This is a genomic window from Streptomyces sp. NBC_01013 (assembly GCF_045162765.1).
Taxonomy (GTDB): domain Bacteria; phylum Actinomycetota; class Actinomycetes; order Streptomycetales; family Streptomycetaceae; genus Streptomyces.
Genome location: NZ_CP108687.1, coordinates 5,672,332 through 5,693,851, shown reverse-complemented (window position 1 = coordinate 5,693,851; position 21,520 = coordinate 5,672,332). Strand labels below are relative to the sequence as shown.

Here is a 21,520-nt window from a genome sequence, read left to right as displayed (position 1 = left end):
GAAGGCGATCTCACGCGCTGCCTTGGATCGAGGACATTCCGAACGGCCTGATGAGCGGCACGGGTGAACGGCACGGGTGAACGGCACGGTCGAGCCGTCCGATGATCCAGAACACCCGGAACGGCACATTCGAGCCCGTCCGGCGACTGCGGCCACCGCGGTCAGCCTCGCGCGCCGGTAGCCGTCGCCCCACCGGCACCGTGACCCTCGGCTACCCTCGCCGCGGCAACCCCGTCATCGCCCCGTCCGCGCGGCCCGCGCCACCGCGACGACGGCCTTCTCCAGCGCGTACTCCGGGTCGTCGCCGCCGCCCTTGACCCCCACGTCCGCGTCCGCGACCGCCCGCAACGCCACGGCGACCCCGTCCGGAGTCCAGCCCCGCATCTGCTGACGCACCCGGTCGATCTTCCAGGGCGGCATGCCCAGCTCCCGGGCCAGGTCCGCCGGCCGCCCCCCGCGCGCCGACGAGAGCTTGCCGATCGCCCGAACGCCCTGCGCGAGCGCGCTGGTGATCAGGACAGGGGCCACACCGGTCGACAGCGACCAGCGCAGCGCCTCCAGGGCCTCCGCCGCCCGTCCTTCGACCGCCCGGTCCGCGACCGTGAAGCTCGACGCCTCCGCGCGGCCCGTGTAGTAACGCCCGACCACGGCTTCGTCGATCGTGCCCTCGACGTCCGCGACGAGCTGTGAAGCCGCGCCGGCCAGCTCTCGCAGATCGCTGCCGATGGAGTCGACCAGCGCCTGACAGGCCTCGGGCGTGGCGGAGCGTCCCAGCGTCCGGAACTCGCCCCTCACGAAGGAGAGGCGCTCGGCGGGCTTGGTGGTCTTCGGACACGCGACCTCCCGCGCCCCGGCCTTGCGCGCCGCGTCGAGCAGCCCCTTGCCCTTGGCGCCGCCCGCGTGGAGCAGCATGAGGGTGATCTCCTCGACCGGGTCGTCGAGATACTTCTTGACGTCCTTGATCGTGTCGGCGGAGAGATCCTGCGCGTTGCGCACGATCACCACCTTGCGCTCAGCGAAGAGCGAAGGGCTCGTCAGCTCGGCCAGCGTGCCCGGCTGAAGCTGGTCGGAGGTGAGGTCCCGGACGTCGGTGTCGGCGTCGGAGGCCCGGGCCGCTGCCACCACCTGCTGCACGGCACGGTCCAGGAGCAGGTCCTCCTGCCCCACGGCGAGCGTGAGGGGGGCGAGCGGATCGTCGGTGGAATTCCTTCTGGTGGCCATCGCCGTCCAGCATCCCACGGGCCACTGACAGACCGGCTGCGGCCGCCCGTCAGGGACGCCGCGACCCGTGGGGCCCCACCGGCGGTTCATGGCCGAGAATGGGCGGGTGAGCGATGTGAGACATGTACTGGTCCTGCCCGACCGCGACGCCGCGGAGGAGGCGGCGGGTGAGCTGGCCGACCGGTTCGGGGTGGCCGAGGAGCCGCAGCTCGTACGCGACGCGCTGGCCGGCGAGGACGACGCCGAGGACGCCCAGTGGCTGGTGGTCGTGGAGGACCCGGGCCGGCGCCTCGACTCCGCGGCACTCGATGCGTTCGCCGCGGAGCACGAGGGCTGGCTGGAGGCTCCCTAGCGGTACCCGACGCTCCGTGGGGGCCTGCCCGGGAGCCGGGTTACGGGCAGGCCCGCGGAGTCAGCTCTTCGGAACGATCTGGATGTCCATGTCGATCGAGATGCTGGAGCCGACCGCGGCGATGCCACGGGCCAGCATCGTCTGCCAGGTGAGGGTGAAGTCCTCACGGTGCAGTTCGGTGGTGGCGCGGCAGGCTGCCCGGGTCTCGCCCTCCAGGCCGTTACCGAGGCCGAGGTACTGGGTGTCCAGCGTCACCGTGCGGCTCACTCCGTGCAGGGTCAGCGCACCGCTGACGCCCCATCGGGTGCCGCCCCGGTGGACGAAACGCTCGCTGTAGAACTCCAGCGTCGGATAGCGGCCGACATCGAGGAAGTCACTCGAGCGCAGGTGGTCGTCGCGCATCTGGACGTTCGTGTCGATCGACGCCGCATCGATGATCACGTGCATGGCCGAGTTCTCCATGCGGTCAGCGATCCGGACCGCGCCGGCGAAGGTGTTGAACCGCCCGTGGACGCGGGCCATCCCGATGTGCCGGGCCGTGAAACCGATCTGGGAGTGCATCGGCTCGATCTCCCACTCGCCGGGCTCGGGCAGCTGCGGGGGCGCGGAGACCTGCAGGGTCACATCGCCCAGGCCCGCGTGCGCACCCTCGACGACCGTGGCCGAGCCATGGAACGGGGTGAACCCCTCCGCCGTGACAGCCAGGCGGTACTCGCCCGCCGGCACTGTGGCGAGGACAGTCCCGAACGGGTCCGTCTCCCCGCCGACGACCTTGCGGCCCGCCGCGTCCGAGACGACGAACTCGGCCTGCTGCACCGCCTCACTGACCGGGTCGAGCACCCGGCAGCTGAGGACACCGGCGGAGTCCGGTACGGCGAGTCCGGCGAGGGCGTTGCCGCGGACGGCACCCGTCGCTCCCTTGTTTCCGAGCCAACGGCCGAACATCTCCACGCACTCCCGGGGGCGGTTTCACCTCGGGCCGAAGGACTGGACTTCGTTGTCGGAGCAGCGGCCCGCCGACGATCATGCATTCGATCACCAATGAGACGTTCGAGGCAAACAGAGCGGCTCGCAACGGCTTGGGCGGAGGTGTTACCGAAGGTCCGAATTGATAGTTCCGCTTGTGTGTGTGTCACCCATTCGTCACAGAAACACCGGCGCCTCCCTCCGCGGGAAGCCGGTCGAGAGACACTCCGAAATGCTCGCGGTAGGCGGCGAGAACCTCTTCGTCGCTGTCCAGCCGCGTCTCGTGGCGCTCGGCACCCACCGTCGTGAGCAGCTTGTGGCCTTTGAGCGTGATCCGGCCGGTGGTGGTGAAGCGCGAGCAGACCGGTGACCGGGTGAAGCCGGAATCGGGTGAGGTCCGGTGGTACCAGGCTCCGCCCCGGAAGTCGGCCAGCGCCCGGGGGCGCGGGTCCAGACGGAACTGGGGAAGGCCGTCCCGCAGCACATCAAGATCCCCGTAGTCCTCGCCACCCTCGACGGGGGCCCGCACGATCCGGAAGGCACCGCGCGGGTCCCGCTGGGGGGTGCGGTCACCGAGCACGAGCGGATGCTGGGCATGGTCGCCGAATCCCACATCGGCGAGCCACGGCCCGGTACCGTCGTCCGTCTCCACCCGCAGCGCCATGTGGTCGTACGGAATGCCGAGCCGCCCCTCGTCACCGTGGACCCGCGCCTGGAGCAGTGTGACGTGGAAGCCGAGCGCGCGCAGCAATGCGGCGAAGGCGCCGTTGAGTTCGTAGCAGAACCCCCCGCGGCGGTCGACGACGATCTTGTCGAGAAGCGCCTGCTCCTCCAGCACGATGTTCTCGCCGAGGTGGATCGAGAGGTTCTCGAAGGGCACCGTGGTGAGGTGGCGCAGCTGCAACTCGCGCAGCGCCGCGGCATCGGGGCGGGTTGGCCGGGTGGCGCCGATGCGCTCCAGGTAGGCGTCGACGGTCTGCGGCAGCTGCGGGTCCATGAGGGCAGTCTGTCCCCCCGAGCGGCGCCGCGCCCTGAGCCGATGGTCCTAGGACCGGCGGCGGAGGCGTGCCGCCCGTCGCACTCACTAGCGTGCCGGGTATGACGAACCGGGCGCCGGCGCGCAGCCGCGAACAGCGCACGCAGGATGTACTCGATCATCTGGAGAAGGACACGGATGCCTGGGTGTCGACCGCCTCGGCCGACGGGGTGCCGACCCTGGTGCCGCTCTCGTTCGTGTGGGACCGGGGGACCCTGCTGATGGCCACCAGGCGTACCAATCCGACGGCGGTCAACGTGACGCCGGCAGGGCAGGCGCGGATCGCGCTCGGACCCACCCGCGACGTGGTCCTCATCGATGCGACGGCGGAGCTCGTCGAGGGCGCGGAGCTTCTCGCGGAGTCGGGTGACGCCTTTGCCACGAAGCTCGGCTGGGACCTGCGGGGGCGTTCCGCATGGGTGTATCTGCGGTTCACGCCGTACGCGGTCAGGGCGTGGCGTGAGGAGAACGAGCTGGCCGGCCGCGAACTGATGGCAGGCGGCCGTTGGCTGGAGTGAACGCCCCGTCATGACCGGCCCACCGCCCGCAGTCCCGTACCGGCGCCCGTCACGGCGATCGCGCCATCCCTGTCCGTACGGAGCACCACCGCTCCCCCGGAACTGAGCGCCCCGACCGTCCGCGCGGCAGGATGCCCGTACGGATTGTCCCGGCCCACGCTCACCAGCGCGAACCTCGGACGCGCGCTGCGGAGCAGTGCCGCGTCCTGATGTGCGGAGCCGTGGTGGGCGACCTTGAGCACATCCACCCGAGGCAGGGTGGGGTGACTGCGCAACAGACCCTGCTGGGCGGGGGGTTCGAGGTCTCCCAGAAGCAAGAGCGTGAGCCCGCCCGCCCGCACGAGCAGGGTGATGCTGGCATCGTTCGGTTCCTCCGGTACGGGGCCGGCTGCCAGGCCCGCCGCAGTGCTCGGGCCACCCGGCGGCCACAGCACCTGCCATGAGAGTGCCCCGATCCTGCGCTGCTCGCCGGGGACGGTACGCACCACCGGGATGCCCGCCGCAGCGGCCGTTCGCCTGACGAACCCGGCCTGCTCCGGGGGCTCGTCCAGGCTCGTCGTCTGGATCGCGCCCACCGCTCTGCCCCGCAGCACACCGGGCAGTCCCCTTACGTGGTCGGCGTGGAAGTGGGTGAGCACCAGGAGCGGGACGCGGGTGATGCCCAGGTCGCGCAGGCACCGGTCGGCGAGCCGTGGGTCGGGGCCGGCATCGACGACCACGCCCGCGCCGGGCCCCGCCGCGAGCACCAGGGCGTCCCCCTGACCGACGTCGCACATCGCGAACGCCCAGCCGGGCGGCGGCCATCCGGTCAGCACCCGGGTCAGTGGCACGGGCCGGAGCACCGCGAGGACGAGCAACAGCGCCGCGGCACAACAGATCCACGGATGACGCCCGATGCGCCGCGCGAACAGCACCAGCAGCAGCGTCAGCACGGCCAGCAGCAGCGCCCCCCGCCGGCCGTCGGGCCAGTCGGTCTCCGCTCCGGGTAGCGCGGCTCCGGTCCGGGCCACGGAGGCGATCCATCCCGCCGGCCACCCTGCCAGCCACGCGAGCAGTCCGGCCACCGGTATGGCCACCGGCGCCAGCGCCAGTGCGGCGAACCCGAGCACCGTGGCGGGCGCCACCGCGAACTCGGCCAGCAGATTGCACGGGATCGCCACCAGGCTCACCCGGGAGGCGAGCAGCACCACGACGGGCGAGCAGACCGCCTGCGCCGCGGCCGCCGCAGCCAGGGCCTCGGCCAACCGCGGTGGCACCCTTCGCCGTTGCAGCGCTTCGCTCCATCGCGGGGCCAGGGTCAGGAGGGCTCCGGTGGCCAGCACCGACAGGACGAAGCCGTAACCGCGTGCCAGCCACGGGTCGTAGAGCACCAGCAGCAGAACAGCGGCGGCCAGCGCGGGAATCAGCGATCTGCGCCGCCCGGTACCGATGGCCAGCAGTGTGATCAGACCGCAGGCCGCGGCCCGCAGCACGCTCGGTTCCGGCCGGCAGACGAGCACGAAGGCGAGGGTGAGCCCGCCGCCGAGCAGCGCGGTCCCCCGCAGGGAGATCCCCCACGCGGGCGCCAGTCCGCGGCGTTCGACGCGCAGGGCGCTGCCGGGCGGCCCGATGAGCAGAACGAGCAGGATGGCCAGGTTGGCACCCGATACCGCCATGAGATGGGTGAGATCAGTCGCCCGGAACGCCTCGTGCAGTTCCGGTGTGACGCGCGTGGTGTCGCCGACGACCAGTCCGGGCAGCAGCGCCCGCGCGTCGGGACCGAGGTCTTCCGTCGCCGTGCGCAGACCGGCACGTAGTCCGCCCGCCGTGCGCTGGAGCCGGGTGGGCGGGCCGATGACGCGGGGCGGCCCCTTTCCCTCTGCGCGGAGCACGGCGGTGGCGCGCTCCCCGCCGCGCATCGGCGGGGCCAGCCGGCCGCTGACGCGCAGCCGCGTGGAGGGGAGCAGGCGCTGCCACGGTGCGGCCGCGCGAGCGGGCGTGACGATGACCAGCACCGGCGTACGCAGCCGTACGGTCGCGCCGCCGCGGCTCGTCAGCCGAACGATCTCGGCGTCCAGAAGCAGGGAGACAGGGGTGCTGCGGTCTCCGCGCACCCGGGGGGCCGTGCGGCGGGCGTCGGAGGTCAGGACGATTTCCGCGTCGATGCGCGCGAACTGCCCGGCCAGCCCGGGCACGGGCCCCTGCCGTGCATCGGCCCGGTGCAGGCCTGCGGAGGCCGCGCCGGCCGCCGCGCAGAGCAGCACCGCCGCGACAGCCGTGGTGTGCAATCTCGTGCGCAACCGCCGCCGGTCACCGGCGGAGCCCTCCTCACGGACTGTCCGCGCCGCGCGGACGGGCGGGATGCCCGGTAGGGCCAGGCAGACCATGGATGCCCCGAGACAGAGCGCCACGCCCACGGCCACCCAGCGGCCGGGCACGTCCAGGGCCGACGCTGCACCGGCCCAGGCCGCCAGGGCCGGGGGGACCAGCCGCAGATCGACCGGACCCTCCTGCCGCGGGTCGGAGGCCCCCAGCCGTCGGCCAGACGCCGTGTGGACGTCCTGGGAGCTCATGGACGCACCAGCGGCTGGAGATCGGCGAACCGGCGGTCACCGATCCCGTTGACCTCACGGAGCTCGTCGACGGACCGGAATCCTCCGTGCTGGGTGCGGTAGTCGACGATGCGCTGAGCGAGGACGGGGCCGACGCCCGGCAGGGTGTCGAACTGTTCCGGCGTCGCGGTGCTGAGGCTCACTGGCCCCGTGGCGCCGGTCGGGCCCGCGCCCCCTCCGGCACCACCGGTGGCGGCCGTGCCGGGTGGGGCACCCACGACGATCTGTTCCCCGTCCATCAGGACCCGGGCCCGGTTGAGGTTGTCGAGATCCACGCCCGGCCGCACTCCGCCCGCCACTCGCAGTGCGTCGGCGACCCTGGCTCCGGACGGCAGCCGGTGGATCCCGGGCCGCCTGACCTTCCCGCTCACGTCCACCACGACCTGCCCTCCCGGGCCGGCGGCGGGCAGCGCTCCGGGAGAGGGCTCCGGCGTGCGGGTGCCGTTCGGATCCCCGCTCGTCCCCCCGTCCGCATCCGTCTGGCCCACGGGCACCTGCGCGGCCTCGCCGACGCGCTCCGGCGCAGGCACGGAATCGGGGCGGGCGGTCCAGAAGTGCATCGCGGCGAGGACCGCTGCCGCGACGAGGACGACACCGAGCGCGGCCAGGGCCCTCGGCTCCAGGCCGCACCTGAGCTGGAGCCAGACCGGAAGCCGCTCCCGCAACGCGGGAAAGCCCGGCCCCCGCCGGTCCGCCCTCGGAGCTTTCGGTAGCGGGTCCTGAACCGTGAAGCACCCCGGCTCCCGCCCCGGCCCCGGCCCCCGTTCCTGCCCTCGCGCCCGCTCCTGTCCCACCGACGAGGCGGTACCGGCCTCGGCTTCGGCCGAGCGCCCACCCGCCCGCGGGACGGCCGGGAACCCTGATGTGCCCAGGGGCGACGACTCGCTCGGGCGCTCGCCGTCGAAAGGCACCCCGGCCGAGGGCGGGACTGCCGAGGGCAGAGCCACCGAGGACAGGACCGCCGAGGGCAGGACCACCGAGGGCAGAGGCGCGACCACGGAGCGAGAAGCCATCGCCGAGCGGGCAGCCGACTCCGAGCGGGCAGCCATCGCCGAGCGGGCAGCCGGCTCCGAGCGGGCAGCCGGCTCCGAGCGGGCAGTCGACTCCGAGCGGGCAGTCGACTCCGGACGAATCACCGACGAGCCTGTGCCCACGCCCAGCACGGGCCGTGCGACCCGCCCTCCAAAGCCTCCCGACATCAGCGCATCCGCGCGGCTGCGCGAAGCCGCGGCCGCGGCCGTGCGTGCCCTCGTCCGCTGCCGTCGGCCGGGCCCGGTGCCCGCCCCGGTCCGGGCACGGCCGTCCGAGGCGGGAACACGCCCCGGCCCGCTACCGGGACCGGACCCGCCGCCGGACCGAGTGTCGGACTCGCTGCGGGACGCGCTGCCGGACCGGGCAAATCGACCGATGCCGCTGACACGCCCGGCGGCGCGATTGGTTGCACGATGTGATCGGGAAGCCATGCCACATGACGCTAGGGACTTCCGCCGGATCCCGCTGAGCGCATCCAATTCCGGTGGAAAACCGCCTCGTTGTGGATAACTCCACCACTCCGGAGAGTGACGTCAGCGAGGGGAAACCACCGCTCCCAGCAGACCGGGGCCGGTGTGGGCGCCAATCACCGCACCCACCTCGCTGACATGTAGATCGGCCAGGCCCGGAACCCGTTCACGCAACCGCTCGGCCAGTCGCTCGGCCCGCTCCGGGGCCGCCAGGTGATGCACCGCGATGTCCACCCGTCCGGTGCCCGCCCGGTCGGCGACGATCTCCTCCAGCCGGGCGATGGCCTTCGAGGCCGTCCGTACCTTCTCCAACAGCTCGATCCGGCCGCCGTGCAGCTGCAGGAGCGGTTTCACGGCAAGGGCCGAACCGAGCAGGGCCTGCGCGGCGCCGATCCGGCCGCCTCGGCGCAGATAGTCCAGGGTGTCGACGTAGAAGTAGGCCGACGTGCCCGCCGCACGCTTCTCGGCTGCGGCCACCGCGTCGTCCTGACTACCGCCCGCCTCCGCCGTCTCCGCCGCGGCCAGCGCACAGAACCCGAGGGCCATGGCGACCATCCCGGTGTCCACCACGCGCACCGGCACCGGAGCGTCCTTCGCCGCGAGGAGCGCGGCGTCGTACGTGCCGGAGAACTCCGCCGACAGGTGCAGCGAGACGATGGCGCTCGCACCGGCGTCGGCAGCCGCGCGGTAGGCGGCGGCGAAGACCTCGGGGCTGGGCCGTGAAGTCGTCACGGAACGGCGTTTCTGCAGGGCCAGCGCGAGGGAGCGGGCAGAGATCTCGGTGCCCTCCTCCAGCGCCTGGTCGCCGAGAACGACGGTCAGCGGCACTGCGGTGATGCCATGCCGCTCCATCGCCTGGGGCGGCAGGTAGGCCGTGGAATCGGTGACGATCGCGACATGGCGGGACATGAGCGGGAGATTACCTGCCGGGAAGGTGGCTCGGCAGTCCGACCCCGACCGAATGATCAGTTCCGATCGCTACGGTCCGCATCCTGCCATCCTTGCTCATCTGCAGCCCCGGTCGTGGCCCACCAACCCGCGTGACCGACGGAAACGAAGATCGCCCCATGCCTCTCGAACGCCATCAGCACGCCTCCGAAGGTTGCCATCACGCCTCTGAACGGTGCCAGCACGCCTGGGGAAGTTGTCAGCACGCCTTCGAACGACGTCAGTTCGTGGTCTCCGGCCGTGCCGACTTCTGCCACGGATGCCGGGCCTGGAGCCGCGGGTCCGTGGCCGTGATCGCCTGCGGGGCCCCCTCGCCCTCCGCAGGGCTCCCCGGGGCCTGCTCCGGACCGCGGCCCGCCGGGCGCCCCGGTACGGGCTCCTCCGCCGTCGTCCAGTGCCGCAGCGCCCCGGCCTCCACATCGATCTGCACGTTCAGCGCCGCCAGATCGTCGTCGGCGAACTGCCGGGCCCGGTCCCGGGCCGCCCACCGCAGGGACTCCGCAGCTCGCGTGATCCGCTCGGTGCGCTTCTTCAGATCCGGCAGCAGCGAGGTGACCGTCGCCTTGTCGGGCTCCCGCTCCAGCCGCTTCAGGTCCTCGTCCAGCTCGCGGCCGTGCACCCCGAGGCGCTCGAACAGACCCAGCGACTCCGAGAGCGAGGCGTCCTCGACCACACCCGTCTGCAGCGCCTCCTGGGTGGCCCGCATCGAGGTGCGCAGCGACAGGCGGAGTTGCGCCAGCTCGCCGCCGACGCCCACCTGCCCGTAACTCTTGGCCCGCAGCGTGGTGTCCTCCACGGTCCGGCGGGCCTGCGTGATCGTGCGGTCCACGCCGCGCTTGGCCGCCCCGATCACTTTGACGGTCGCGTAGACGCCCAGCGCCATGAACGCGACGACGAGCAGCCCCAGGATCAGGATCACGGCTTCCATGAGCGCCCCTCGGATGGTGTGAAGGCTTGCGGCACGGTTTCACCCGCCCCTCCACCGTAAACGGAACGGGCAGGCGGAGGGTTCCATTGGAACCCCCAACCTGCCCGTAGGGGAAAGCCCTCACACCGAAAGGCCCTCACGCCGCCCTGACATCGGCCACCGGTCACCCGTCACTCGTCACTCGTCACCAGCAGACCCTCCGCCATGGGTCACCGTCGGCCATCTGCCATCTGCGATTGGTCAACGGCCGACCACCGACCTCTGAACGCAGACCACAGACCACAGACCACAGACCACCGGCAGGCTAGGCCGGAACGATGTTCACCAGCTTCGGTGCCCGGACGATCACCTTGCGGATGCCCGCCCCGTCCAGTGCCGCGACAACGGCCGGGTCCGCCAGGGCCAGGGCCTCCAGCTCCGCGTCCGTGATCGACGGCGAGATCTCCAGGCGCGCCTTGACCTTGCCCTTGATCTGGACGACGCAGGTCACGGTCTCGTCGACGACGTACGCCGGATCGGCGACCGGGAAGTCCTGGTGCACGACCGACTCGGTGTGGCCCAGCCGGCGCCACAGCTCCTCGGCGATGTGCGGCGCCAGCGGCGCCACCAGCAGCACCAGCGCCTCGGCGACGGAGCGCGACAGCGGGCCGCCTGCCTTGGTCAGGTGGTTGTTCAGTTCGGTGACCTTGGCGATGGCCGTGTTGAAACGCATCGCGGCCATGTCCCCGCCGACGCCGTCGATCGCCTTGTGCAGCGCACGCAGCGTGTCCTCGCCCGGCTCGGAGTCGACGACGGTGACCTCGCCGCTCTCCTCGTCGACGATGTTGCGCCACAGGCGCTGCAGCAGGCGGTACTGGCCGACGACCGCGCGGGTGTCCCAGGGGCGCGACACGTCCAGAGGGCCCATGGCCATCTCGTACAGACGCAGCGTGTCCGCGCCGTACTCGCCGCAGATCTCGTCGGGCGTCACGGCGTTCTTCAGGGACTTGCCCATCTTGCCCAGGACCCGGGAGACCTTCTCGCCCTCGTAGTAGTACGCCCCGTCACGCTCCTCGACCTCGGCCGCGGGGACCGCGATGCCGCGGGCGTCCCGGTAGACGAACGCCTGGATCATGCCCTGGTTGTACAGCTTGTGGAACGGCTCGGCGGAGGAGACGTGACCCAGGTCGTGCAGCACCTTGGACCAGAAGCGCGCGTACAGCAGGTGCAGCACGGCGTGCTCGGCACCGCCCACGTACAGGTCGACGCCACCGGTCGGCCGGCCCTCGCGCGGCCCCATCCAGTACTGCTCGATCGCCGGGTCGACCAGCTTCTCGGCGTTGTTCGGGTCCAGGTAGCGCAGCTCGTACCAGCAGGAACCCGCCCAGTTGGGCATGGTGTTGGTCTCGCGGCGGTACTTCTTCGGTCCGTCGCCCAGGTCCAGCGTGACGTTGACCCAGTCGGCGTTGCGCGACAGCGGGGTCTCCGGCTGGGTGTCGGCGTCGTCAGGGTCGAAGGTGCGCGGAGAGTAGTCGTCGACCTCCGGCAGCTCCAGCGGCAGCATCGACTCGGGCAGCGGGTGGGCGATGCCCTCCTCGTCGTACACGATCGGGAAGGGCTCGCCCCAGTAGCGCTGACGGCTGAACAGCCAGTCGCGCAGCCGGAAGTTGACGGTGCCCTCGCCGACGCCGTGTTCCTTCAGCCACTCGGTGATCCTGGCCTTGGCGTCGACGACGCCCAGGCCGTCCAGCGAGATCTCGCCGTTCGCGGAGTTCACCAGCTTCGCGTCGTACGAACCAAAGGCGTCCTCCCACGTCGAGGCGTCCGTGCCGCGGTCGTCCGACGGCTCGACCACGCAGCGCATCGGCAGCTCGAAGGCGCGCGCGAAGGCGAAGTCGCGCGCGTCGTGCGCCGGCACGGCCATGATCGCGCCGGTGCCGTAACCCATCAGGACGTAGTCGGCGATGAAGACGGGGACCTGCTCGCCGCTGACCGGGTTGGTCGCGTACGCACCGGTGAAGACACCCGTCTTGTCCTTCGCCTCGGCCTGCCGCTCCACGTCGGACTTGGCGGCGGCCTGCTTGCGGTACGCGGTGACGGCCTCGGCCGGTGTGGCGTGTCCGCCGGTCCAGACCGCGTGGGTGCCGTCGGGCCAGGCGGTGGGAATGATCTGTTCGACCAGCTCGTGTTCCGGCGCCAGCACCATGTAGGTGGCACCGAACAGGGTGTCCTGGCGGGTGGTGAAGACGGTGATGCTGCCGGCGCCGTCGACGGGGAAGTCGACGCGCGCGCCCTCGGAGCGGCCGATCCAGTTGCGCTGCTGCAGCTTGATGGCCTCGGGCCAGTCCAGCCCGTCCAGGTCGTTCAGCAGCCGGTCCGCGTAGGCCGTGATGCGCATGTTCCACTGGCGCAGCTTGGCCTTGAAGACGGGGAAGTTGCCGCGCTCGGAGCGGCCGTCGGCCGTGACCTCCTCGTTGGCCAGGACGGTGCCCAGGCCGGGCGACCAGTTGACGGGCGCGTCGGAGGCGTAGGCCAGCCGGTAGTCGCTCAGGACGTCGGCACGCTCTGCGGCACTCAGCACACTCCAGTCACGGCCGTCCGGGGTCGGACGCTCGCCGCTCTCGAACTGGGCGACCAGCTCGGCGATGGGCCGGGCGCGGTCGGCCTCGGTGTCGTACCAGGAGTTGAAGATCTGCAGGAAGATCCACTGGGTCCACTTGTAGTACTCGGACTCGATCGTGGCGAACGAGCGGCGCTTGTCGTGTCCCAGGCCCAGCCGGCGCAGCTGCGCCGTCATGTTCTCGATGTTGGCCTCGGTGGAGATCCGCGGGTGCGTACCGGTCTGTACGGCGTACTGCTCCGCGGGCAGGCCGAAGGCGTCGAAGCCCAGGGTGTGCAGCACGTTGTGGCCGCTCATCCGCTGGTGGCGGGCGAACACGTCCGTGGCGATGTAGCCCAGCGGGTGGCCCACGTGCAGCCCCGCACCCGAGGGGTACGGGAACATGTCCATGATGAACTTCTTCGGCTTGGCGGCCAGCTCCGGGTCGCCCGCCAGGTCACCGGTCGGGTTCGGCGCCTCGTAGGTGCCCTCGGCGTCCCAGAAGTCCTGCCAGCGTGCCTCGATGTCGGCGGCCATCGCTGCCGTGTAGCGGTGCGGCGCAGCAACGTCGGCTGCGGAATTCGTCTCGCTCATGATCCTCAAAGCTCCATCGATCGTCATCTGCCGGGCGCCCACGTCTACGGACACGCGTCTACGGAAACGAAAAATCCCCTCGCACAGGAGGGGACGCCGCGCCGATGCCGACCAGGCATTCTCACCGGTCGGGACTGATCAGCGCGGCTCGCTAAGCAGAAGGCGTACGGCACGCATGGCGTCAGGGTACCGCACAGGCCCGGCCCCCATTCGGGGGCCGCCGATCCGTGGACACACGGGGCTGCGAACCATGCGGCGGAACGTCCGGGAAGCGGGGGTTACTCCGCGTAATGCCCTCTATCGGGGCAACCACCCAAACCGCGTACTGGTCGGTATGGGGCGCCTTAGCATGCGGCAACGGGACCGCTTTGCCGAACCATTCGGAGTCGCCCCCCTATGAACCCTCATCGCAAGATCCGCTCATCGGCCGCCCCTCTCCAGGGGCCGAGCCGCCAGGTGCAGGGCGGGCTGACCGTCGCTGTGCTGGTTCTCCTGCCCCTGCTCGCCGTGGCGGGCAGCGACGGTCTGCGCGCCACGCTCGACTTCACGACCGGTGTGCTTTCGCTGGTCTCCCTCACCGCCGCGGTGGGCTGGGGTCTGCTCGCCACCGACCGGCTGTTCCTCTCCTCACGTCAGCGGCTGGTGGGCCAGGCCGTCCACCGCACCGCCGCTGCCGCCTCGCTGGGCTTCCTGCTGCTCCATGTCACGGTGAAGGTCTCGCTGGGGCATGTGGCGCTGCTCGGCGCCCTCATACCGTTCGGCCTCGGATTCAGCGGTACGGCAGGGCTGATCGGCTTCGGCGCGCTGGCCGGGCTGCTGATGGTGGTGGCCGCCGCGACGGGCGCGCTGCGCAGCGCTTTCGCCACCCCCAGCAAGGTCGCCGGGCGCTGGCGTGCGCTGCACGCGCTGTCCTACCCGGCCTGGTGTGCCGCCCTGGTGCACGGTCTGTACGCGGGCCGGCCGCCCGCGGGCTGGGTCGTCGTCATGTACAGCATGAGCCTCGTCGCCGTGGCGGCAGCGCTGTGCCTGCGCACGCTGCCGCCGCCGCTGAAGCGGCGGATCGCGGATCTGATCACTGCTCTGATCAAGCCCGGAGCCCTGCCCGCCGAACCGGATCCGGTGACCCGCGAGGCCCCGCTGCCCGGTGCGGACATCGCGGGCCTGCCGAGGACGTACGGAACGGACGCGGGCGGCGCGGACCGGCTCGGCCTCGACGACCGGCTGCGGGGAACCCCGCTGCCCTCGTCCTTCGAGCCTCCCAGGGCCACGCTCCCCGCGCCCGCACCGCCGCTGTACGAGGCCCCGCCCCGCAGCTCCGACCGCCTCACGGACCCGTTCCCTAGTACGCCCGGCGGCCTCACGGGCCCGGGCCCGGGGATCGCCGCCGGGTACCGCGCGGTCTCACCGACCGCCGGAGCCGCCGCCCGCCGGCAGCAGTCCGGGCGCTGGCCGGCGCCGTCACCCGCCCCGCCGGCCCGGGGACTGCGCACGGCCCCCGACCACGCGCGATCCGCGCACCCCCAGTACGCCGCCTACGAGCCCCCCGCGCCGTCCTTCACGCCTGCGCCCACCGCTCCCCACGTCCCCGCCCAGGAACCTCCGTACGCCGCCGGCGGATCGACCGCTCCGCTGCCCGTCGTCGGCGACACCGCACCGCTCCCGGGACCGTTCTATCCGCCCCCGGCCGGAGAACCCTGGACCGCACCCGCAGGAGACCGACCGTGAACATCCCCCTGCCGGACGTCCCGGAAGTCCGCGTCGTCGGCCTCCCCCAACTGACCAGCGGCTTCGACCTGGTGGAGCGACTCGACCTGGGCATGCACCTGAAGGTGCACGGACCGCTGGAGCCGATGACCGGCGAACGCCTGGCGGAACTCGCCGAGTCCATCTCGCTGAACGGCCGAGGCGGTGCCGGATTCCCCTTCGGCAGAAAGCTGCGGGCCGTCGCCAAGGCGTCAATCCGGCGAGGGGTGCGGCCGGTCGTCGTGATCAACGGCAGCGAGGGCGAACCCGCCTGCCGGAAGGACACGGTGATGCTCAACCGTGCGCCGCACCTCATCCTGGACGGCGCTCTGCTGGCCGCCGAGGCGCTCGGCGCCCGCACGCTGATCGTTGCCGTCACCCGTAACTCCACGGAGATCTCGGTGCGCTCCGCCCTGGCCGAGCGAGGTCTGTCCGACCGCCGTGGTCAGCCGTTGCGGGCCCGGGTGGTGCGGACGCCGGAGCGGATGGTCTCCGGCGAAGCCTCGGCCGTCATCCGGGCGGCGTCCGGCGGCCCCGCTCTGCCGCCCGGGCGCCGCGAACGGGCCGCCGAGTCGGGGGTCGGCGGCGCTCCCACCCTGCTGTCGAACGCGGAGACGTACGCACAACTCGCCGTCGCCGCCCGCATGGGCGCCCGCCGATACGGGAACACCGGCCTGCCGGACGAGCCAGGCACGGTACTCCTCACGCTCTCCGGCGCCGTCGCGCGTCCGATGGTCATCGAGGTGCCGACCGGTGTGCCGCTGCGGTACGTGCTCCAGCTGGCAGGCGCGCCGCCGCTGCCGCAGGGGGTGCTGACGGGCGGCTACCACGGCAACTGGATCAGCGCGCACGCCACGCATGACGCCGTCATCTCCCGGGAGTCGCTGGCCGCGGCAGGTGGCGCCCTGGGAGCGGGCGCGATCCTGCCGATCGGGCCGGAGACCTGTCCGCTCGGCGAGTCCCTGCGGGTGGCGAACTGGCTGGCCGCCGAGACGGCGGGTCAGTGCGGCCCCTGCAAGCTCGGACTGCCGGCCGCCGCGGGCGGACTCTCCGACGTACTGAACGGGGGCGGGCCCGCCGCCCTGGAGGCGCTGCGTGAGGTGACGCTGGCGGTCAAGGGCCGGGGTGCCTGCAAGCATCCGGACGGTTCGGCGCGCTTCCTGTCGTCCACGCTCTCCGCGTTCACCGACGATCTGGCGGCGCATGTGCTGGACGGTGGCTGCGGCAGAGAGACGCTCGGTGTGCTCCCCCTTCCCGCACCCGGGTACCAGGATGTGGAGGAGTCGATTCCCAGTGGCGAGAAGCTTGCCGTGGACTGGACGCTCTGCCGGGGTCACGGCCTCTGTGCGGACATCGTCCCGGAGCTGATCAGGCTGGGCCCCGACGGATATCCGGCGCTCGCGGACGCGGCGGTTTTGATGCACCTGCGGGGCCGCGCGCAGCGTGCCGTACGCCGCTGTCCCGCGCTGGCGCTCCGGATCGAGCAGCAGGCTCCCGAGCGGCCCGCGCTGCCTCCGGGCAACGGCCGTAAGGCCCTGGGCAGCGGCCTTGGTTGACGGAGCAGAAACGACTGGTGGGCCATCCGAATCGGATGGCCCACCAGTCGATCTTCATTGTGGAGCTAAGGAGAATTGAACTCCTGACCTCCTGCATGCCATGCAGGCGCTCTACCAACTGAGCTATAGCCCCTCGTTGTGCCGCCCGGTCTCCCGTGGCGACATCGAGAACATTACCGGTCACCCCTGCCGTCCACCAAATCGATTCCCGCCGGGCCCCTCTGCGGCCGATCGCCGAGCCCGGTCAGGCGGTGGCGAAGGAGTAGAAGCGCTTGAGAGTGCAGTGCTCCTCCAGCAGCCGTCCGTAGATCGGCTCGCCCTCCAGCTCCCGGTAGGTCTCGATGGCGTCGCCCTTTATGACCAGCGCCCTCGCGCATTCCTCGCACCAGTACTGGTAGTCGGCGTTGATGGGGTCCATGTCCCTGACGATGGGCGTACCCCTGCCGCACCAGTCGCATTTCCGCCTGTGTGCACCCATGAATCAGCTCCGGCTGCGGCCGCGGGCCGTACACATGGAGAGAATCCCGGCGTGGGCGCCGGGCGTTCGGACTGCCGGGGGTGTGCCGGCGGGACGACCGGGAACGGGCTCCGGCGGCAGGGCCGGGAGTTCGTGGCGGCTCGCAGGCATCGCGCACTCCTCCCCGTTCGCTCGTCTCCCCCTCCGGCGGTCCGATTCTGCCATGACGCCGCAAGGGGGTCAGCCCGCCGGAGATCCCGCCCCGCGACGAAACCCCGTACGAGGAGGGGCGGGCACGGGCCGGCGGCGTCCCGAACCGCCCGGGGAAGCCCCCGGACTCGGGGAAAAAGCAAGGATCCCGCCCCCTGACGGGGACGGGATCCTGATTGTGGAGCTAAGGAGAATTGAACTCCTGACCTCCTGCATGCCATGCAGGCGCTCTACCAACTGAGCTATAGCCCCGCTGTTCGCTGTGTTTCCCTGCGTTTCCGCGCTGCGAACAAGAAGAACTTTAGCCTGTGACCAGCCAGAAAGTGAAATCCGGCCGACGCCGCCCGAAGACGCCCTGCGGGCGCTGCCGGGCAGCCGGTCAGGCGTCGTCCCCGAGCACCGGTTCGGGCAGAGTGCCCGCGTTGTGCTCCAGCAGACGCCAGCCGCGGGCACCCTCGCCCAGCACCGACCAGCAGCAGTTGGAGAGTCCGCCGAGCCCTTCCCAGTGGTGCGCCTCCAGGCCCAGCAGCCGGCCGATGGTGGTCCGGATGGTGCCGCCGTGGCTGACCACGACGAGCGTGCCGTCGTCGGGCAGCTTGTCGGCGTGCGCGAGCACGACGGGGGCGGCCCGGTCGGCGACCTCGGTCTCCAGCTCACCGCCGCCGCGCCGCACGGGTTCACCGCGCTTCCAGGCGGCGTACTGCTCGCCGTACAGCCCCACGATCTCCTCGTGGGTGAGGCCCTGCCAGGCGCCGGCATAGGTCTCGCGCAGCCCCGGGTCGTGCGCGACGTCGAGTCCGGTGATCGCGACGAGCTCGGCCGCCGTGGCCGCGGCCCGCCGCAGATCGGACGCGACGATCGCGTCCGGCCCCAGCGAGGCGAGCAGCCGGGCAGCCCGGCGGGCCTGCCCGACACCTTCCTCGGTGAGATCGATGTCCGTGGAGCCCTGGAACCGGCGCTCCAGGTTCCAGGCCGTCTGGCCGTGCCGCCAGAGGACGATCCTGCGGCCCCTGCCGCCTCCGCTGCCGCTCAGTTCTGCTCACCTTCCGTGCTGCCGGTGAGCTGTGCGTGCTCCTCGGCCTTGCCGCGGGTCTTCACGGCATCCTCGGGGAGGGGGATCTCGGGGCAGTCCTTCCACAGGCGCTCGAGCGCGTAGAAGACGCGCTCCTCGCTGTGCTGGACGTGGATGACGATGTCGACGTAGTCGAGGAGGATCCAGCGGGCGTCGCGGTCGCCCTCACGGCGGACCGGCTTGGCGCCGAGCTTCTTCTGAAGCTGCTCCTCGATCTCGTCGACGATCGACTTGACCTGGCGGTCGTTGGGGGCCGAGGCCAGCAGGAAGGCGTCCGTGATGGACAGCACGTCGCTGACGTCGTACGCAATGATGTCGTGCGCGAGCCGGTCGGCGGCCGCCTGAGCGGCGGCGTTGATGAGCTCGATGGAGCGGTCCGTGGCGGTCACATGCAGGCTTTCGTCGGCGGTCAGATCAACCTCTAGGGTCTCACGGACCGCCGACAGCCCACGCAGTCATCTTCCGAGGGCCGGTCGGCAGCCGTCCGGCGGCCTCCGGGAGCGGCTGCGGAACCTCCCGGACCGGCCCGCGGGAGGCTCGGGGAGCGGGCCGGGAACGGCTGCGGGGCGGCCCGGAACCGTCCCCGGACACCGTTGCCGGTGTCGGAACCGTCCCCGAGCCGCCCCGATCGGGCCGGTGCGGCCGGGCCGGCCGCACCACCGCCTACTTGATCTTGTAGTCCCGGCCGATGACGACGGACACGTCCGCGTTTCCGGCCGGTGTGCCCTTCTTCGCCGCGGTCGCCGGCAGCCCGAGGGTCGCGGCGACCTCGGTCGCCTTCTTCTTGTCCGCCGAGCTCTTGTAGACGACCTCGGAGGACGCCACCGCATCGGACTTCCCGGCGTTGACGAAGGTGTAGCCGCCGTTGACCAGCTCGATCCGGGCGGACTCCGTACCGCGGTCACTGCCCGTGGCGTTCTTGACCCCGACCCGTACCGCCGCGTCGGCGTCAGGAGCCTTGAAGGTGCCGCCCAGGATGTCCTTGACCACACTCTCCGTGGCAGCCTCGGTGAGGGTGCCGTCGTCCTGGACCGGCAGCAGCGCGGTCTTGTAGTCGCCGAGCTTGGCGTGCTCGGCGAGCTTGGCCAGGGAGGCACCCAGATCCTGCTCGGGCAGGGAGGGGTCGAGGATCTGGGCCAGCGTCTCCACGGTGACCGTGGCGGCCTTCGGGTCGTCGGAGATCTTCCGCAGCACTCCGCGCATGACCTGCCCGAACCGCATCAGCTGCTTCGCCTCGGCCTCGCCGGGACCGCGGTACGTGGCGTACGCGACGGCCATCGGCCCGCTGAGCGTCTGCGCCTTGCCCTTCTTCACCAGGGGCGCGGCGCCCTTCTTGGTGTCGGGAACGGCGGTGTCGGTGTCGACCTCGATGTTGCCGACCAGGTCGACGAGGTTCTCCAGGTAGGGGGTGTCGAGCCGCCACGTGCCGCTGATCTCGGTGCCGAGCAGCGAATCGATGGCCTCACGCGTTCCCGAGGTCCCGTCGTCGTCGACCGACTTCCCGAGAGTGGTGGCGGAACCGTCCTGGTCGGCGACGGCCAGCGAGTTCGGCAGAAGAACCGTGGTCCCCTGCTTCGTGGTGACGTTGTCGACGAGCAGGGCCGTGGACGTACCGCCCCGCTTGGTGTTGTGGAGGTGGACCACGATGACGTCCCGCCGCTGCGGGCCCGTGGCCGTGGTGTTCTCCTTCTCCGACGCGGAGAGGCCGGGGATCTTGTCCGCGGACCACAGGTAGCCGACGCCGCCGAGCACGACGAGGGCGGCGACGACGATCAGCGCGACCATGCGGTTGTGACCGCGACGGCGTGCCTCCTCGCGGCGTTCGCTCCGGCTCTCGGTGAACTTCAGCCAGTCGATGACGTCTTCGGAGTCCTCGTCGGGCTCCTCGATGAAGGAGAACTGCTCCGTGCGGTAGTCGCGGTCTCCCCGGCGCGGCCCCGGGACGCCCGCCTCGGGCTCCGCGGCCGGCTGCGGTTCGGGGGTCCGCTGCGGCGGAGCGGCCGGAGCAGGGGCCTGCTGCGGGATGCTCCACTGCTGCGTGGTGTCGACCGCGGCGGGCTGCTGCCCCGTGTCGTAGCCGTAGCCGCCGCCGTAGCCGTAACCCTGCTGCGGGGGTTGCTGCTGGGGCGGCTGGTGCTGCTGCGCGGCGTAGGGGTCGTACTGCTGCGGAGGCGCGGCAGGGTGCTGCTGTTGCTCGGCGTACGGGTCGTAGCCGTACCCCTGACCGGCCTGCGGCGCCTGCTGCGGGGGCTGCTGGGCCTGGTGCGGCGGCTGAGGCTGCTGCTGTGCGTACGGGTCGTACTGCTGCTGCCCGGGCTGCTGGTACACCGGCTGCCCGTACTCGTCGTAGCCGACGATCTGCGGCTGCTGGTAGTACGGGTCGTACGGATTCTGTCGGTCGTTCACCGGTGCCCCTCTCCGTGGCTCATTCGCCGCGGTACAGCTGGCGCTTGTCGATGTAGCGGACCACGCCGTCCGGCACCAGGTACCAGACGGGCTCCCCCTGGGCGACCCTGCCACGGCAGTCCGTCGAGGAGATCGCCAGCGCGGGGACCTCCACGAGGGAGACGCCCCCCTCCGGGAGCCCGTCATCCGTGAGCACGTGCCCCGGCCGCGTCACACCGATGAAGTGGGACAGCGAGAAGAGCTCGTCGGCGTCCCGCCAGGTGAGGATCTGGGAGAGGGCGTCTGCACCCGTGATGAAGAAGAGGTCCGCGTCGCCATGGACGGCGCGCAGGTCCCGCAGGGTGTCGATCGTGTACGTGGGGCCGTTTCGGTCGATGTCGCTCCGACTGACCGAGAACTGCGGGTTGGACGCCGTCGCGATGACTGTCATCAGATAGCGGTCCTCGGCCGGGGAGACCTGCTTGTGGCTCTTCTGCCACGGCTGCCCGGTCGGAACGAAGATCACCTCGTCGAGGTGGAACTGGGCGGCCACTTCACTGGCCGCCACCAGGTGTCCATGATGGATCGGGTCAAACGTCCCGCCCATCACGCCGAGTCGGCGTTTCCCGCGGCCGGTAGGCACTTCCTGCTCTCCCATGCGTGCAGAGCCTACTGGCACAGCTGTACGCCTCGGCCTCAGCGGTCGCGGTTGAAGCGCGTGGTGATCCACAGAAGGAGGAGAAGCGCGACAAACGCACCACCACCGGTCAGGAGCGGGCTGAGACTTTCGTGGTTCCCACCGTGCTCGCCCTCGGCGGCGACGGTGACCAGCTGGTGTGCGGTGCTCGTGAGGCTCATCTTCG

At 71.5% G+C, this 21,520-nt stretch carries 18 protein-coding genes and 2 tRNA genes; 4 read left to right on the top strand and 16 right to left on the bottom strand.

Going from position 1 to position 21,520, the window contains the following annotated elements; genetic code table 11:
- Window positions 1–234: 234 nt before the first annotated feature.
- On the bottom strand, window positions 235–1,221 hold the full coding sequence (holA, locus tag OG538_RS24715; protein ID WP_406097055.1) for a DNA polymerase III subunit delta: 987 nt from the start codon (window positions 1,219–1,221) through the stop codon (window positions 235–237).
- A gap of 88 nt (window positions 1,222–1,309) precedes the next feature.
- On the opposite strand from holA, the gene OG538_RS24710 reads away from it, so the two are divergent.
- Window positions 1,310–1,573 carry a hypothetical protein gene (locus OG538_RS24710; RefSeq protein WP_406097053.1) on the top strand — a complete coding sequence of 88 codons (264 nt, stop codon included), beginning with the start codon at window positions 1,310–1,312 and terminating at the stop codon, window positions 1,571–1,573.
- A gap of 60 nt (window positions 1,574–1,633) precedes the next feature.
- On the opposite strand, the gene OG538_RS24705 is transcribed toward OG538_RS24710, so the two are convergent.
- Window positions 1,634–2,518 carry a YceI family protein gene (locus tag OG538_RS24705; RefSeq protein ID WP_406097051.1) on the bottom strand — a complete coding sequence of 295 codons (885 nt, stop codon included), beginning with the start codon at window positions 2,516–2,518 and terminating at the stop codon, window positions 1,634–1,636.
- A 187-nt stretch (window positions 2,519–2,705) separates the two neighbouring features.
- Entirely contained in the window at window positions 2,706–3,536 is an 831-nt protein-coding gene (locus OG538_RS24700; RefSeq protein ID WP_406097049.1) for an arylamine N-acetyltransferase, read from the bottom strand.
- A gap of 101 nt (window positions 3,537–3,637) precedes the next feature.
- Here OG538_RS24700 and OG538_RS24695 point away from each other — a divergent pair, with 101 nt between their 5' ends.
- Window positions 3,638–4,093, top strand: coding sequence for a pyridoxamine 5'-phosphate oxidase family protein (locus OG538_RS24695; protein WP_406097047.1), 456 nt, complete (start codon window positions 3,638–3,640; stop codon window positions 4,091–4,093).
- Between the two features lie 8 nt (window positions 4,094–4,101).
- On the opposite strand, the gene OG538_RS24690 is transcribed toward OG538_RS24695, so the two are convergent.
- The 5 genes from OG538_RS24690 to leuS form a co-directional block, all read right to left on the bottom strand.
- On the bottom strand, window positions 4,102–6,645 hold the full coding sequence (locus OG538_RS24690; protein ID WP_406097045.1) for a ComEC/Rec2 family competence protein: 2,544 nt from the start codon (window positions 6,643–6,645) through the stop codon (window positions 4,102–4,104).
- Complete coding sequence (locus OG538_RS24685; protein ID WP_406097043.1) at window positions 6,642–7,349, bottom strand: helix-hairpin-helix domain-containing protein; 708 nt, start codon at window positions 7,347–7,349, stop codon at window positions 6,642–6,644. Before OG538_RS24685 ends, OG538_RS24690 begins: the two co-directional genes overlap by 4 nt.
- Before the next feature lie 900 nt (window positions 7,350–8,249).
- A complete protein-coding gene (locus OG538_RS24680) occupies window positions 8,250–9,095 on the bottom strand; it encodes a DegV family protein (protein ID WP_406097041.1) in 846 nt (281 codons plus the stop codon).
- A 259-nt stretch (window positions 9,096–9,354) separates the two neighbouring features.
- Complete coding sequence (locus tag OG538_RS24675) at window positions 9,355–10,062, bottom strand: hypothetical protein (RefSeq protein ID WP_406097039.1); 708 nt, start codon at window positions 10,060–10,062, stop codon at window positions 9,355–9,357.
- A gap of 304 nt (window positions 10,063–10,366) precedes the next feature.
- Window positions 10,367–13,234 (bottom strand): leucine--tRNA ligase, encoded by a 2,868-nt coding sequence (gene leuS, locus OG538_RS24670; RefSeq protein ID WP_406097037.1) that lies wholly within the window; start codon window positions 13,232–13,234, stop codon window positions 10,367–10,369.
- A gap of 396 nt (window positions 13,235–13,630) precedes the next feature.
- Here leuS and OG538_RS24665 point away from each other — a divergent pair, with 396 nt between their 5' ends.
- A complete protein-coding gene (locus OG538_RS24665; protein WP_406097035.1) occupies window positions 13,631–14,959 on the top strand; it encodes a hypothetical protein in 1,329 nt (442 codons plus the stop codon).
- Window positions 14,956–16,533: an NADH-ubiquinone oxidoreductase-F iron-sulfur binding region domain-containing protein gene (locus OG538_RS24660; RefSeq protein WP_406097033.1), complete on the top strand. Its 1,578-nt coding sequence runs from the start codon at window positions 14,956–14,958 to the stop codon at window positions 16,531–16,533. Before OG538_RS24665 ends, OG538_RS24660 begins: the two co-directional genes overlap by 4 nt.
- Window positions 16,534–16,593: 60 nt before the next feature.
- Here the strand turns inward: OG538_RS24660 and OG538_RS24655 are convergent.
- The 8 genes from OG538_RS24655 to OG538_RS24620 form a co-directional block, all read right to left on the bottom strand.
- Window positions 16,594–16,666 (bottom strand) — tRNA-Ala (locus OG538_RS24655).
- Between the two features lie 111 nt (window positions 16,667–16,777).
- The gene (locus OG538_RS24650; RefSeq protein WP_406097031.1) at window positions 16,778–17,011 is read right to left on the bottom strand and encodes a hypothetical protein; all 234 of its coding nucleotides are present in this window, start codon (window positions 17,009–17,011) and stop codon (window positions 16,778–16,780) included.
- A gap of 368 nt (window positions 17,012–17,379) precedes the next feature.
- Window positions 17,380–17,452: transfer RNA gene (locus OG538_RS24645), tRNA-Ala, on the bottom strand.
- Between the two features lie 127 nt (window positions 17,453–17,579).
- Window positions 17,580–18,233: a histidine phosphatase family protein gene (locus OG538_RS24640; protein WP_406100285.1), complete on the bottom strand. Its 654-nt coding sequence runs from the start codon at window positions 18,231–18,233 to the stop codon at window positions 17,580–17,582.
- On the bottom strand, window positions 18,230–18,661 hold the full coding sequence (gene rsfS, locus OG538_RS24635) for a ribosome silencing factor (RefSeq protein ID WP_406097029.1): 432 nt from the start codon (window positions 18,659–18,661) through the stop codon (window positions 18,230–18,232). Before rsfS ends, OG538_RS24640 begins: the two co-directional genes overlap by 4 nt.
- Window positions 18,662–18,935: 274 nt before the next feature.
- A complete protein-coding gene (locus OG538_RS24630) occupies window positions 18,936–20,678 on the bottom strand; it encodes an LCP family protein (protein ID WP_406097027.1) in 1,743 nt (580 codons plus the stop codon).
- Between the two features lie 19 nt (window positions 20,679–20,697).
- A complete protein-coding gene (gene nadD / locus OG538_RS24625) occupies window positions 20,698–21,315 on the bottom strand; it encodes a nicotinate-nucleotide adenylyltransferase (protein WP_406097025.1) in 618 nt (205 codons plus the stop codon).
- A 38-nt stretch (window positions 21,316–21,353) separates the two neighbouring features.
- Entirely contained in the window at window positions 21,354–21,515 is a 162-nt protein-coding gene (locus OG538_RS24620) for a hypothetical protein (RefSeq protein WP_187285139.1), read from the bottom strand.
- Window positions 21,516–21,520 lie beyond the last annotated feature (5 nt).